This window comes from Lactobacillus isalae (assembly GCF_947539375.1).
GTDB lineage: Bacteria > Bacillota > Bacilli > Lactobacillales > Lactobacillaceae > Lactobacillus > Lactobacillus isalae.
Window position 1 is genome coordinate 1,730,601 of sequence record NZ_OX443569.1, and the last position, 14,466, is coordinate 1,745,066.

Below are 14,466 nucleotides of genomic sequence, written 5' to 3' on the forward strand. Positions count from 1 at the left end.
TATCCTACTTTCCAAGACAGAATTGACTAAATAATTGCGTAATTAATTCGTCAGGTGCACTTTCACCAGTGATTTCACCTAAAGTATCCCAAGCATTTTTTAAATCAATTTGAACTAAGTCTAAAGGCATAGCATCATCAATTCCACTAACTACATCTTCTAGAGATTGTTTAGCTTTAGCTAAAAGGCCGGCTTGTCTTTGATTAGTTACCAAGATTTGGTTTTGTGAATTTTCTATTCCACTGAAGAATAATTTTTCAATTGCATTTTCAAGTGCATTCATATTCTTTTGCTTCAAAATTGAAGTTGCAATAATTGGATTATCAGTGATTTCTTCGATCATTTCCTGGGAAATTTTTGTACCTAAATCTTGCTTGTTCAAAATAATGATCCGCTTTTTATTAGCCGTTAAATCCAGTAGTTTCTTATCTTCATCAGTCAGATCTTGACTTGCATCAAGAAGCAAAAGCACTAAGTCAGCTTCGGCAATAGCCTTCTTAGAACGCTCAACACCAATCTTTTCGACCTTATCTTCTGTATGGTGAATACCGGCTGTATCAATCAATTTTAGCGGCACGCCTTTGACAGAAACGTATTCTTCAAGTGTATCTCTAGTCGTTCCCGCAATGTCAGTTACGATTGCCTTGTCATCTTGAGTTAAGTAATTTAGAAGCGAAGATTTCCCAACATTTGGTCTTCCGACAATTGCAGTAGCTAGACCGTTACGAATAATTTTTCCCTCTTGAGCAGTTTTTAGTAATTGGTCAATTTGCTTAGAAACTTCTTGTGCCTTTTTCTTCATTTCTTGAGAAGTTAAATCATCCATATCATATTCAGGATAATCAATATTAACTTCTTCATGAGCCATTGTGTCTAAAAGCTCCTGGCGCATTTTTTGGATTTTGCCTAATAAACCACCAGCTAATTGAGTCATTGCAACCTGACGAGATTTATCAGTCTTTGCTCGAACGATATCCATTACTGATTCTGCCTGGGTCAAATCAATTCGTCCATTCATAAACGCACGCTTAGTGAATTCACCTGGATCAGCCATTCTAGCTCCATTCGCCAAAAGGAGCTGTAAGATATCATTAGTTACAATCATTCCCCCATGGCAATTTATTTCTACCATATCTTCTCGAGTAAATGTTTTGGGCGCACGTAATACACTTACCATTGTTTCATCGACAACTTCATTAGTTTTAGGATCAACAATATGCCCGTAATGAATAGTATGCGTAGGAACTTTAGTTAAGTCCGCTCCCTTAAAAAGCTTGTTCACAATCGCTACCGCATCTTCACCAGATAGACGAACAATCGAAATTCCTCCTTCGCCAATAGGAGTAGAAATTGCAGCGATTGTATCAAATTGCGTTAATACTTGTGCCATTTTTTCACCTACATAAATATCTAAATAAAAAAAGTGCCCACTCCACCACTACAAAAAATAATGATGGATAAAGCACTTTGACTACTTTATCTTAATTTAAAGATAATTTATTTTTGTTGTTTACGTCCTAAACGTTTGTATGCGCGACGAACTTTGCGCTGACGTTCACGTTCTTCCTTCTTTTGTTCTTCCAATTCACGTTGATACTTGAATGGATTTTGCAAAATAAAGGTTTGAACTACTTGGAATAAGTTTGAAATCACCCAGTAAAGGGAAATCGCAGATTGGATACCAATTGCTGACACCCCAATAATAAGAGGCATCAAGTATGTCATTCCTTTAGTCATTCCATTTTGTGAGGATTGAGGCGTTGACATCTGACTGATATATGTACTCATAAAAGTAAATACAGCTGCCAAGATAGGCATGATGTAATATGGATCGGGACGTCCCAAATCCATCCACAAAAACCGACCATTCTGCAACTGTGGAGTCCGCCAAATTGCTTGATACAAGGCATACATAACTGGTAACTGAATTAGCATTGGTAAACATCCAGTATATGGATTAATACCAGCTTCTTTATACAGCTTGCTAGTTTCCTCTTGCAGCTTTTGGCGTGACTCAACGTCCTTACCAGGATACTTTTTACGCAATGCATCCATCTGTGGTTGCACTTTTTGTTGCTTAGCCATGCTTCTAATAGAAATGGCATTCAATGGTAATAATATTATTCTTACTATAATAGTAAAGATAATGATTGCCCAACCATAGGAATCATGAACTAAACTTGCAATCCAAAGAATAAATTGGGAAATATAGTAAACAATATACCGATCCCACCAATTGCCACTAGTATGAGAAATAGGAGCAACACTCGATCCATTAGTTGATGCACAGCCTGTAACTACTAAAGCTAAGGTAAGCATCCCTAGACCTAATAGAATCAGTTTCCAATTTTTCTTAGACAAATGATTTCTCACTCTACTTTTCCTCAATTTCCGTCTCTTCGTTTGATAAGACTTTAGCTAGCTTTAAGACATGAATAAGATTTTTCTTGGTTCGTCCCATATCAAAATCACGTGCGTAAGGCCGAGCTATTACTAAAAAGTCTAAATCAGACCTTATCTCTGGTTTAAGCTCTGTCAGTGTAGCACGAATGAACCTTTTAAGGCGATTGCGTGCTACCGCAGTATGACCTACCTTTTTCCCAACAGAAATTCCAACGCGAAAATGCTTTTGGTTTTCTTTGAGCAAAGTATAGACAACAAAGCCTCTATTAGCCATTGACTGTCCTTCTTTAAAAACTTTTTGGAAGTCTCTCTCAGTTTTTACACGGTAGCTTTTTCTCAATCTGGTTCATCCTTACTTAAATTAAAAAAACCACTGAGCTTCAGTGGCTTAAGCAGATAAGACTTTTCTACCCTTTTTACGGCGTCTTGCTAAAACCTTACGGCCGTTTGCTGTAGCCATACGCTTCATAAAACCATGAACGCGTGAACGGTGACGCTTCTTAGGTTGGTAAGTTCTCTTAGTTGACATTAATGTTGCACCTCCGTTTTTCAATGCTTAATAAGCACAATTTCTAAGATAGAATAGCATATTTACGCTAAAAAACCAAGTCCTTATCAAAATTTTCCTAAAAAGAAAAGTAGTTTTTCTAGTATTTTTCAATTTTTATTTTGTGGATATCTTTTATAAAAATTTTTATTTAGATTTTATCAACAAAATAATTCTCAAAGTTATGCACAATTCACAGCCTGTTTAGAATATAATAAACAACCTGTGCATAATAGTTTTGCACACCTAAAAAATGCTAATCTAGAGCAAGAAATAAGCCCACAAGTATTTGTGGATAACTTTAATATGAAATTTTATTTCACAGCTCAGTGGATTTTTATTTTTTATTTTCCACATAGCTGTGAATATGTTAGTTCTTTTTACTCCTTGTGGAAAACTTTTTTAATTCATGCTAAACTTATTTTGACTTATTCTGTGGATAATACAGTATTTGGAGGAATTTTTTTGTTTGATCTAGATAAATTTTGGCAATTTTTCAATGCTGAGATGAAAAAAAGCTACAGCACAGTTGCCTATAATGCTTGGTTTAAAAATACTAAACCTATTTCCTTTAATAAAAAGACAAAAGAAATGATAATCGCCGTTGAATCTCCAGTTGCAAAGGGATATTGGGAAAAGAACTTAGCTTCTCAGCTAATTCAAGAAGCTTATGCTTACGCAGATATGGAAATACAACCTAAATTTGAAGTTGCAGGTAAAGAGGGGCCTGAACGCTTAGTTACACCCAAGCCGAGAGTCAAAACAAACCAGGAGATTTTAGAAGATCGTCGGGACGAGTTTGCACAAGACCTTCAATTAAATAGCAAGTATACTTTTGACACATTTGTTCAAGGTGAAGGAAATAAACTGGCAGCTGGAGCAGCCTTGGCCGTTGCTGATAATCCCGGAAGTTTTTATAATCCCTTATTTATTTTTGGGGGCGTTGGTTTAGGTAAAACCCACTTAATGCAAGCAATTGGTCATCAAATGCTTGCCGAGAAACCTCATGCAAAAGTGGTTTATATCCAAAGTGAAACTTTCGTAAATGACTTTATTAATTCAATAAAAAACAAAACTCAGGCTGAATTTCGTAACAAATATCGGAACTGTGATCTTTTATTGGTAGATGATATTCAATTTTTCTCAAAAAAAGAGGGGATTCAAGAAGAATTCTTCCATACTTTTGAGACTCTTTATAATGATCAAAAACAAATCGTTATGACTAGTGATCGTCTGCCAACTGAAATTCCTGAATTATCAGAGCGTTTAGTTTCGCGATTTGCATGGGGTTTGCAAGTTGAAATTACGCCGCCTGATCTAGAAACTAGAATCGCAATCTTACGTAAAAAAGCTGAAACAGATGGCTTAGCAATTGATGACAGTACTCTTGATTACATTGCCTCTCAAGTTGATACCAACATTCGAGAACTTGAAGGAGCTTTAGTTAAAGTTCAAGCACACGCAACAATTGAACGAGAAGATATTAATGTTGATCTAGCCAAAGAAGCTCTAGCAGACTTAAAACTGGTCCAAAAAAATAGGGGACTTCAAATTTCTAAAATTCAAGAAGTTGTTGCAAATTACTTCCAAACTTCAACTACAGAATTAAAAGGAAAAAAACGTGTAAAACAAATCGTAGTTCCACGTCAAATAGCAATGTATCTATCACGTGAATTGACAGATTCAAGTTTGCCTAAAATCGGACAGGAATTTGGTGGCAAAGATCATACTACCGTAATGCATGCTTGCGATAAGATTTCTCGCGCCCTAAAAACTGATGCAGAAATTAAAGCAGCTGTGTATGATTTAAAAGCAATGCTTGAACACTAAAAGTTAATAACATGTGGATAACTTTTACTTTTGTCCACATTTATTAAACATGCAAAAGTCCGTTTTATTCAGGTGTTTGCTAAGTTTCCCACAGATTCCACTGGCCCTACTACTACTTCTAAGTATTTAAATATATAATTAAATAAACAAAACAAAGTACATATAACTTCACAGGAGGTAAACGATGCAGTTTACAATTAATCGTAATTTATTCCTCGAAAACCTAAATAATGCAATGCGTGCAATTTCTTCACGTGCTACTATTCCAATATTAAGTGGTATTAAGTTAACCCTTACCGATGAAATGCTTACCTTAACAGGTAGTGATACTGATATTTCTATTGAGATTCAAATTCCTGTAAATGACGACTTAGTTGTTCAATCTACTGGTTCAATTGTGTTACCTGCTCGCTTCTTTAGCGAAATCGTTAAAAAATTACCAGGTAAAGATTTTTCATTTGAAGTAAAAGAAAGTTTTCAAACAAAAATCGTTTCTGAAAATACCGAATTTATGATTAACGGATTAGACGCTAATAACTATCCACATTTACCAGAAATTTCTACTGATGCTTCATTTAAGATTTCTGGCAAAACGTTTAGAGAAATTATTAACGAAACAGTTTTTGCTGTTGCTACTCAAGAAAGTCGGCCAACTTTAACCGGTGTTAACTTTATTTTCAATAGTTCATCAATTAAAGCCGTTGCGACAGATAGCCACCGTCTATCTCAACGTCAAATTTCTCTAGAAAACGGACCACAAACAAGTACAGATTTAATTATTCCAGGAAAAAGCTTAGTAGAATTAGCTAGAATTATTGGTGAAAGTGATCCCGAAATTACAGTAAATCCAGGTGAAAACCAAGTTTTATTTGAAGTTGGAAATATTGCCTTCTACTCTCGCTTGCTTGATGGCCAATATCCAGATACTGATCGTTTGATTCCAACAGAATCTACTACTTCTGTTGAATTTGAATTGCCAGTTTTGGCTCGTTCCCTAGAGCGTGCAAGTCTTCTTACTCATGAAAGTCGTAATAATGTAGTAAAGATGACCTTGGATGTTCAAAATCAATTAGTTAAACTTCAAGGTGATTCTCCAGAAATTGGTAATGTGGAAGAAGAAATTGGTTTTAAGAATCTTGAGGGTGAGGGGCTAACAATTTCCTTCAACCCTGATTACCTAAGAGAAGCTTTACGTGCTTCAATTACAGATTCTATTATCATGAACTTCACGCAACCGCTAAGACCATTTACAGTTGTACCGGCAAAACAAGACGTCAACTTTACCCAATTGATTACTCCAGTTAGAACATTTTAGTTTTCTGAAAAAGAGCTACTCAGTAGCTCTTTTTTTCTTGTTATACTTAAAAGCTAAATTTAGGCTGATTAAGCGAATTTTTATCTGGTTAAGTATAGCCATATTAAATTAGGGTAAAATGGCTTAAAAAAGGCTATAATGCGCCATAAAATTGAATTTCACATAAAAAAACGGTATAATAACTAGGTATGACAAGGTAAATGGGGTGATATTATCAAAAAATTCACAATTAAGGGAGAATATATTACGCTCGCCCAATTTTTAAAAGAAGAAAGCGTAATATCTTCTGGTGGTCAAGCTAAGTGGTATTTAAAAGATAATCCAGTTAAATTAAATGGCGAACTTGAAGATCGTCGCGGAAAGAAATTGCATCCAGGAGATGTATTAGATTTAGCTGGTGAAGAATATGAATTTGTTTCAGAGTAGCCAATGTATCTTGCAAACTTTGAACTAAAAGACTTTAGAAATTTTGAAGAATTAAAAATAAATTTTGATCCTCATGTAAATATTTTTATTGGTCCAAATGCCCAAGGAAAAACTAATTTACTTGAGGCAATTTATTTTTTAGCCTTAACTCGGTCGCATAGAACTAATAGCGATAAGGAACTAATCCGCTTCGGTAGTAAGTTTGCTGGCTTGCAAGGGAAAGTTCACAAAAGCCAATTAGAGGTAGAACTAAAATTACGTCTAACGCCCAATGGTAAAAAAGCATGGGTAAATAGATTAGAGCAGAAAAAACTTTCAGCTTATGTTGGACAAATGAATGCAATTTTATTTTCTCCAGAAGACTTAGCTTTAGTTAAAGGAGCGCCGTCTGTTAGACGAAGATTTATGGACCTAGAGTTTGGGCAAATTAATTCAGAATATCTATATTTTTCAAGTCAGTATCGGCAGGTACTGCAACAGCGAAATAATTATTTAAAGCAATTGAGCATCAAAAAGACAAATGATCAAATTTTTTTGGATGTATTGTCTGATCAGCTGGCAGGAATTGCAGCAGAGATCATCTCCAGGAGAATTAAATACATCAAAAAACTTAATTCATATGCTCAAACTGCTCATAGTGAGATTAGTGGTCAAGCTGAAAAATTGCAGATTTTTTATCGCCCATCAGTTAAAGAAATTGAACCAGATGATGATGTAGAGACCATTTATCAAAAAGTTATTACTAGTTATAAAAAGAATCGTCCTAATGAAATTCGAAAGGGAACAACTCTAAGCGGTCCTCACCGAGATGACTTAGATTTTCTAATAAACGATAAAAATGCCCATGATTTTGCATCTCAAGGACAACAAAGGACGATTTCTTTAAGCGTTAAATTGGCTGAAATTCAGTTAGTTCATGAATTGACGCAAGAATATCCGATTCTACTTTTAGATGATGTAATGAGCGAACTAGATCATAAAAGGCAGAGTAGGTTATTGAACTATATTCATGGCAAGACGCAAACATTTATAACGACAACAGATTTAGAAGGTATTTCTTGGGAAATCGTGAAGGAACCTAAGGTTTATCACATTTCTGCTGGAACGATCAGTGCAAAGGAGAGTTAAATGGCAGAAGATAAGAGCAAGGCAGCATTAAATAAAGCTAAAGACTTTGAAAAACGTGCTGATACTTACAACGCAAGTCAAATTCAAGTTCTAGGTGGACTTGAAGCAGTTAGAAAACGCCCAGGTATGTATATTGGCTCAACTAGTAGCCAAGGCTTACACCACCTTGTTTGGGAAATTATTGATAATAGTATTGACGAACGATTAGCAGGTTTTGCGACTAAGATTGAAGTTACTGTCAATGAAGACGGTAGTGTTACAGTTCAAGATGATGGACGTGGTATCCCAGTTGATATTCAAGCTAAAACAGGTCGTCCAGCTTTAGAAACTGTATTTACTGTTTTGCATGCTGGTGGTAAATTCGGCGGTGGCGGATATAAGGTATCTGGTGGTCTTCACGGTGTTGGTGCTTCTGTAGTAAACGCCCTCTCAACTAAATTAGATGTTACTGTTATGAGAGATGGTAAGAAGTATGGAATTTCCTTTGACCATGGTCGTGTAGTAGGCGAAATGAAACAAATTGGAACTGTTCCGCTTGAAGAACATGGAACCATTGTTCATTTTTATCCTGATCCAGATATTTTTACTGAAACTACAACCTTTGACGATAAGATTTTAAAGAATCGAATTCGTGAACTTGCTTTCTTAAATAAGGGCTTAAAGTTAACGTTTACCGACAAGCGTAAAGAGAGTGCTGAAACTGATGTTTACCACTTTGAAGGTGGTATCAAAGAATACGTTGCCTTTTTGAATAAGGGACAAGAAGTATTGTTTGATGAGCCTATTTATGTTGAAGGTAACTACGAAGGAATTGATGTTGAAGTTGCATTGCAGTACACCAACGGTTATAAGACAACGTTAATGACTTTTGCCAACAACATTCATACTTATGAAGGCGGGATGCATGAGGCTGGTTTTAAGACTGCTTTAACCCGTGTAGTTAATGATTACGCTCATAAGGCTAAAATCTTAAAAGATAAGGATGATAACTTATCTGGTGAAGATATTCGTGAAGGTATTACTGCTGTTGTATCTGTTAAGCACCCTAACCCTCAGTTTGAAGGTCAAACTAAAACTAAACTTGGAAATTCAGATGCGAGAACTGCAGTAGATCGTGCATTTTCAGAAACCTTTAGCCGTTTCTTAATGGAAAATCCTTCTGTAGGTCGTAAGATCGTTGAAAAGGGGCAACTTGCTGAAAGAGCAAGAACTGCAGCTAAGCGTGCTCGTGAAGTTACTCGTAAGAAGTCAGGACTTGAAATTGCTAACTTACCAGGAAAATTAGCTGATAATACTAGTAATGATCCAAGTATTTCAGAATTATTTATTGTGGAAGGTAACTCAGCTGGTGGATCCGCAAAACAAGGACGTTCACGTTTAACTCAGGCTATTTTGCCAATTAGAGGTAAGATTTTAAACGTTGAAAAGGCCTCAATGGATCGAATCCTTGCCAATCAAGAAATTAGATCACTTTTCACAGCTCTGGGTACTGGTTTTGGTGCTGACTTTGATGTTTCAAAGGCAAGATACCACAAGTTAATTATCATGACAGATGCCGATGTCGATGGTGCTCACATTAGAACTTTGCTTTTGACGCTCTTTTACAATTACATGCGTCCAATGATTGAAAAAGGCTATGTTTATATCGCTCGTCCACCTCTATACCAAGTTCGTCAAGGTAAGGTAGAGAAGTACTTAGATACAGACGAAGAGTTACATGATTATCTTGGTACGCTTCAACCAAGTCCTAAGCCAGTTGTTCAACGCTATAAGGGATTGGGAGAAATGGACCCAGAGCAGTTATGGGAAACTACTATGAACCCAGAGAACCGTCGTTTAGACAGAGTAAGCCCTGAATATGCAGAAGATGCAGATAAGATCTTTGATCTCTTGATGGGAAATGAAGTAGGTCCAAGACGAGAATTTATTGAAAAGAACGCTAAATACGTTGAGAATTTAGATGCTTAGGAGGCTTTAGATGGCTAACGAAAATCAACCTCAAGATCATAGAATACGTAATGTTGATTTGACCCATACAATGCGTAGTTCTTTCTTAGACTACGCTATGTCAGTTATTGTGGCTCGTGCCTTACCTGATGTTCGAGATGGTCTAAAGCCTGTACAACGTCGTATTCTTTACGGAATGCATGAATTAGGTGTTACACCAGACAAGCAGTACAAAAAGAGTGCCAGAATTGTTGGGGAAGTTATGGGTAAGTTCCACCCACACGGTGACTCCTCAATTTACTTAGCAATGGCTCACATGGCTCAAGATTTCTCATATCGTTACATGTTAGTTGATGGACACGGAAACTTTGGTTCCGTCGATGGGGATGAACCAGCCGCAATGCGTTATACCGAGGCAAAAATGAGCAAAATTGCTGTTGAAATGCTTCGTGATATCAATAAAGAGACGATTGACTGGCAACGTAACTACGATGATACCGAAAATGAACCAGTTGTTTTACCTGCAAGAATTCCTAACTTGCTGGTAAATGGTGCTAGTGGTATCGCGGTTGGTATGACAACCAATATTCCGCCACATAATTTGGCAGAAGTAATTCGCGGTATTCATATGTTAATGGATAATCCAGATGTTACTACGAAGGACTTAATGAAAGTCATTCCTGGTCCTGATTTTCCAACTGGTGGTATTGTAATGGGACGCGGTGGTATTTACCGCGCATATGAAACAGGTAAAGGTAATATCGTAGTCCGTGCTAAGACCAACATTGAAACAGAAAAAAGCGGACGTGAACGAATCGTAGTTAGCGAATTGCCTTACTTAGTAAACAAGGCTGAACTAGTTAAGAAAATTGCGGATTTAGCTCGTGAAAAGACAATTGATGGTATTACTGGAGTTCGTGATGAATCAGACCAGACTGGTATGAGAATTACGATCGATATTCGCCGGGATGCAAGCGCAAGTGTGGTTTTGAATAATTTATTTAAAGAAACCCAAATGCAGGCTAACTTTGGTATGAATATGGTTGCCATTGTTAATGGAGCTCCACACTTCTTAACCTTGAAGCAAATGCTTGAATATTATCTTCACCATCAGGAAGATGTTATTACTCGCAGAACTAAGTTTGAATTAAAGAAGGCTGAAGCTAGAGCGCATATTTTAGCTGGATTAAGAATTGCGTTAGATCATATTGACGAAATCATTAAAATTATTCGTGGTTCACAAAACAGTGATATTGCTAAGGCGCAATTAATTCAAAACTTCGGTTTAGATGATCGTCAATCTCAAGCAATTTTAGACATGCGTCTAGTTCGTTTAACAGGCTTAGAGCGTGACAAGATTGAAGCTGAATACCAAGATTTACAGGCAAAAATTGCAGATTACAAGGATATTCTTGCTAAGCCAGAACGAATTGATGAAATTATCTACAATGAGTTGCTTGATATTCAAAAGCGTTTTGGTGACGACAGACGAACTAAAATTGCGGAAGGCGAAGCAGTTTCAATTGAAGATGAAGATTTAATTGAACAAAAAGATGTGCTTTTAACTCTAACTCACAATGGTTATATTAAACGTATGCCAGCTGATGAGTTTAAGGTTCAAAATCGTGGTGGACGCGGAATAAAGGGAATGGGAGTTCAAGATGATGACTTTATTAATCATTTGATCTTCTCAAGTACCCATGACTTTTTACTCTTCTTTACTAATTTAGGTAAAGTTTACTCAAAGAAGGCATATGAAATTCCAGAATTTGGTAGAAATGCTAAGGGATTGCCAATTGTTAACTTGCTTGAACTTGATAAGGGTGAAAAGATCCAAGCTGTAATTAACGTTCCTGAAGGAGCAGATGATAATTATCTATTCTTTGTTACTAAGATGGGAACTGTTAAGAGAACAAAAGTTAGTGAATTCCAAAACATCCGTCGTAGTGGTTTAATTGCTTTAACTCTTCGTGATGGGGATGAGCTAAATAACGTTTTAACTACTGATGGTAAACAAAATATTCTTATTGGTACACACTTAGGCTATGCAGTAACCTTCAACGAAAAAGACGTTCGTTCAATGGGGAGAACTGCAGCAGGTGTGCGCGGAATTAATTTAAGAGACAACGATTACGTAGTTGGATCTGATATTTTGGAACCTGGTTCAGAAGTATTAGTAATTTCTGAAAAGGGATACGGAAAACGTACAGCAGCTTCTGAATATCCAGTTAAAGGTCGTGGCGGTAAAGGTATTAAGACAGCTAATATTACTGAAAAGAACGGGCCTTTGGCAGGTGTAACGGTAGTTAATGGTGATGAAGATATCATGTTAATCACTAGTGCTGGTGTTATGATTCGGTTTGACGTTGATGATGTTTCTCAAACAGGAAGAGCTACTCTAGGTGTACGTTTAATCAAGGTTGATGATGACTCTCAAGTTGCAAGTATTACTGCAGTACCTAAAGCTAGTGAAGAAGACGAAGAACCAGTAGAAGAAAATTAATAAAAAAAAATTACCAAATTTTTTGCGTAATAATAATTGAGTACTGAAACTCAGGATCACGTGAAAAAACATTTGGTAATTTTTTGTTTCTGTGATAAAATCAAGCATTGTGAGTAATATTATTCATTACTCCTTGTTCTTGATTTTAACAAGAACCATTTAGTCCAAGAGGAGGTGCAATTATTATGGCAAAAACTAAGTACGAAGTTACTTACATCATCAAGCCTGATATTGACGAAGATTCAAAGAAAGCATTGATCGATCGTTTCGATAAAGTTGTTACTGACAACGGTGCTGAAGAACTTGAATCTAAAGATTGGGGTAAGAGACGTTTCGCATACGAAATTGAAAAATACCGTGAAGGTACTTATCACATTATGACTTTCGTTGCAGAAAACTCTGAACCAGTTGATGAATTTGGTCGTCTTTCTCGTATTGATAACCAAGTTTTACGTTCAATGACTGTAAAATTAGACAAGTAATTTGTTTTCGTGAATTAGGAAGGGGACAAAAGTATGATTAATAATGTTGTACTTGTTGGCCGTTTAACACGTGATCCTGATTTACGTACAACCGGGAGTGGAATCTCAGTTGCTACGTTTACTCTAGCTGTTGACCGTCAATACACCAATAGTCAAGGTGAACGTGGTGCTGATTTCGTCAGCTGTGTAATTTGGCGTAAAGCTGCAGAGAACTTTGCTAACTTTACTTCAAAGGGTTCGTTAGTTGGTATTCAAGGCCGGATTCAAACTAGAACGTACGATGATAAAGATGGTAAGAGAGTTTACGTGACTGAAGTCATCGTGGATAACTTCTCTTTACTAGAATCACGTCGAGATCGTGAGAATCGTCAGACCAATGGTGGTAATTTTGCTCCACAAGGAGGAAATGCCCCAAGTACTAATAACTTTGGTGGATCTAGTGCTCCAAGCACTAATAATGCTCCTGCTGGTGGAGAAAGCAATAAACCGCAAGATCCATTTGCAGATTCAGGTAGCACCATCGATATCTCAGATGATGATCTCCCATTTTAATTTTAATTAGAAAGGATCTTTGATATGGCTCAACAAAGAAGAGGTGGCCGTCGTCGTCGTAAGGTTGACTTTATTGCAGCTAACCACATTGACTACATCGACTACAAGGATGTTGATTTGTTGAAACGTTTTATCTCTGAAAGAGGTAAGATCTTACCACGTCGTGTCACTGGCACTAGCGCAAAGAATCAACGTAAGTTGACTGTTGCTATTAAGAGAGCTCGCGTTATGGGCTTATTGCCATTTGTCGCAGAAGACTAATAACAGATCAAAAATAATAAAAAGAGTAGCATATGCTACTCTTTTTATTTTATTTTTTGCGGTATCATAAAAGAAGTAAACGGAGGGATTGTCATGATTATTAAGCAAAAACTAGCCGGAAACATTGAGTTTGACTACAAATGGTACGATATTTATAACTGTGACGATCATGATATTAGATTGTTGAAGGATGATTTTGATCTAACTTCAGAAATTATCTCTTATATCACCGACCTTCATGAACGTCCCCACTTTGATCATGACTATATTACCAACAGTGATTTGCTAGTTTACGATGTTCCTGTTTGGCCAACGGCTGATGCGGACCATTTTACAACTTTGCCAATTAAGTTTTTAATGGTCGATCATACACTTTTTACCGTACATTCTCCTGATACAACTTATATGATTGAGGAATTTAGACAGAAGCCAGACGAACATATTCATAGTGAAAAAGAATTAATCTTTGCTATTCTTTTTGCGGTTACGAAGTATTTCCAAAGAGCATTAAGCCAGCTAAATAGTCAACGCCTAGTTTTGGATAATAACTTAAGTGAAAGAATTCATAATAAAGACTTGCAAGAATTGTCTCAAGTTGAAAAAAGTTTGGTTTATTTATCTAGTTCAATTAGAACTAATCTAATGATGCTTGAGAGCTTGAAAAACAAAAAATCTGGTCTTCATATGAATGCTTCTGAAGAAGAAATGTGTGATGATATCATCATTGAAGTTCAGCAGTCCTCGCAAATGATTAAGATTTATAGCGAAGTGACTGAGGAAATATCTAAAACTTCAAATAATATTTTGAATAATAACTTGAACAATACGATGCAGTTTTTGACGGTGTGGTCTCTTTTACTAACGATTCCAACTATTGTAACTGGATTCTTTGGGATGAACGTTGATTTGCCGATTTTTCATAATCCATTCGATTGGGTAATAATAACTGTAGGTTCGATTATTGTAATGGCAATACTGCTTTGGTATTTACGTCGACATAATATGCTTTAATGCTTGCTTAGCTTAGATGATAAGCAAGCATTTTTTGATGTATAATATACACTGATGCAGT

Annotated in this window: 14 protein-coding genes; 10 read left to right on the top strand and 4 right to left on the bottom strand. The window is 36.4% G+C overall.

The genetic code is table 11. The features are described 5' to 3' along the window. Positions 1–4: 4 nt before the first annotated feature. The 4 genes from mnmE to rpmH form a co-directional block, all read right to left on the bottom strand. Positions 5–1,390 carry a tRNA uridine-5-carboxymethylaminomethyl(34) synthesis GTPase MnmE gene (gene mnmE, locus QM512_RS08400; protein WP_282805249.1) on the bottom strand — a complete coding sequence of 462 codons (1,386 nt, stop codon included), beginning with the start codon at positions 1,388–1,390 and terminating at the stop codon, positions 5–7. 107 nt (positions 1,391–1,497) lie between these two features. After that, a complete protein-coding gene (locus tag QM512_RS08405) occupies positions 1,498–2,373 on the bottom strand; it encodes a YidC/Oxa1 family membrane protein insertase (protein WP_282805250.1) in 876 nt (291 codons plus the stop codon). A 1-nt stretch (position 2,374) separates the two neighbouring features. Next, positions 2,375–2,743, bottom strand: coding sequence for a ribonuclease P protein component (rnpA, locus tag QM512_RS08410; RefSeq protein ID WP_282805251.1), 369 nt, complete (start codon positions 2,741–2,743; stop codon positions 2,375–2,377). A gap of 48 nt (positions 2,744–2,791) precedes the next feature. After that, on the bottom strand, positions 2,792–2,932 hold the full coding sequence (rpmH, locus tag QM512_RS08415) for a 50S ribosomal protein L34 (RefSeq protein WP_003648141.1): 141 nt from the start codon (positions 2,930–2,932) through the stop codon (positions 2,792–2,794). A gap of 483 nt (positions 2,933–3,415) precedes the next feature. On the opposite strand from rpmH, the gene dnaA reads away from it, so the two are divergent. The 10 genes from dnaA (at position 3,416) to QM512_RS08465 (ending at position 14,405) form a co-directional block, all read left to right on the top strand. Beyond that, complete coding sequence (gene dnaA / locus QM512_RS08420) at positions 3,416–4,780, top strand: chromosomal replication initiator protein DnaA (protein ID WP_282805252.1); 1,365 nt, start codon at positions 3,416–3,418, stop codon at positions 4,778–4,780. Positions 4,781–4,964: 184 nt separating this feature from the next. Further along, positions 4,965–6,095 (top strand): DNA polymerase III subunit beta, encoded by a 1,131-nt coding sequence (gene dnaN, locus QM512_RS08425; RefSeq protein WP_282805253.1) that lies wholly within the window; start codon positions 4,965–4,967, stop codon positions 6,093–6,095. 210 nt (positions 6,096–6,305) lie between these two features. Continuing rightward, complete coding sequence (gene yaaA, locus QM512_RS08430) at positions 6,306–6,521, top strand: S4 domain-containing protein YaaA (RefSeq protein ID WP_282806465.1); 216 nt, start codon at positions 6,306–6,308, stop codon at positions 6,519–6,521. A 3-nt stretch (positions 6,522–6,524) separates the two neighbouring features. Then, positions 6,525–7,649, top strand: a complete 1,125-nt coding sequence (gene recF, locus QM512_RS08435) for a DNA replication/repair protein RecF (RefSeq protein WP_282805254.1) — start codon at positions 6,525–6,527, stop codon at positions 7,647–7,649. After that, complete coding sequence (gene gyrB / locus QM512_RS08440; protein WP_282805255.1) at positions 7,650–9,617, top strand: DNA topoisomerase (ATP-hydrolyzing) subunit B; 1,968 nt, start codon at positions 7,650–7,652, stop codon at positions 9,615–9,617. A 10-nt stretch (positions 9,618–9,627) separates the two neighbouring features. Beyond that, positions 9,628–12,099: a DNA gyrase subunit A gene (gene gyrA / locus QM512_RS08445; protein ID WP_282805256.1), complete on the top strand. Its 2,472-nt coding sequence runs from the start codon at positions 9,628–9,630 to the stop codon at positions 12,097–12,099. A 185-nt stretch (positions 12,100–12,284) separates the two neighbouring features. Further along, the gene (rpsF, locus tag QM512_RS08450) at positions 12,285–12,581 is read left to right on the top strand and encodes a 30S ribosomal protein S6 (RefSeq protein WP_003648136.1); all 297 of its coding nucleotides are present in this window, start codon (positions 12,285–12,287) and stop codon (positions 12,579–12,581) included. A gap of 33 nt (positions 12,582–12,614) precedes the next feature. Further along, positions 12,615–13,133, top strand: coding sequence for a single-stranded DNA-binding protein (gene ssb, locus QM512_RS08455; RefSeq protein ID WP_003648134.1), 519 nt, complete (start codon positions 12,615–12,617; stop codon positions 13,131–13,133). Between the two features lie 24 nt (positions 13,134–13,157). Beyond that, positions 13,158–13,394, top strand: a complete 237-nt coding sequence (rpsR, locus tag QM512_RS08460; RefSeq protein ID WP_003649728.1) for a 30S ribosomal protein S18 — start codon at positions 13,158–13,160, stop codon at positions 13,392–13,394. A 93-nt stretch (positions 13,395–13,487) separates the two neighbouring features. Beyond that, positions 13,488–14,405 (top strand): magnesium transporter CorA family protein, encoded by a 918-nt coding sequence (locus QM512_RS08465; RefSeq protein ID WP_282805257.1) that lies wholly within the window; start codon positions 13,488–13,490, stop codon positions 14,403–14,405. Positions 14,406–14,466: the final 61 nt, after the last annotated feature.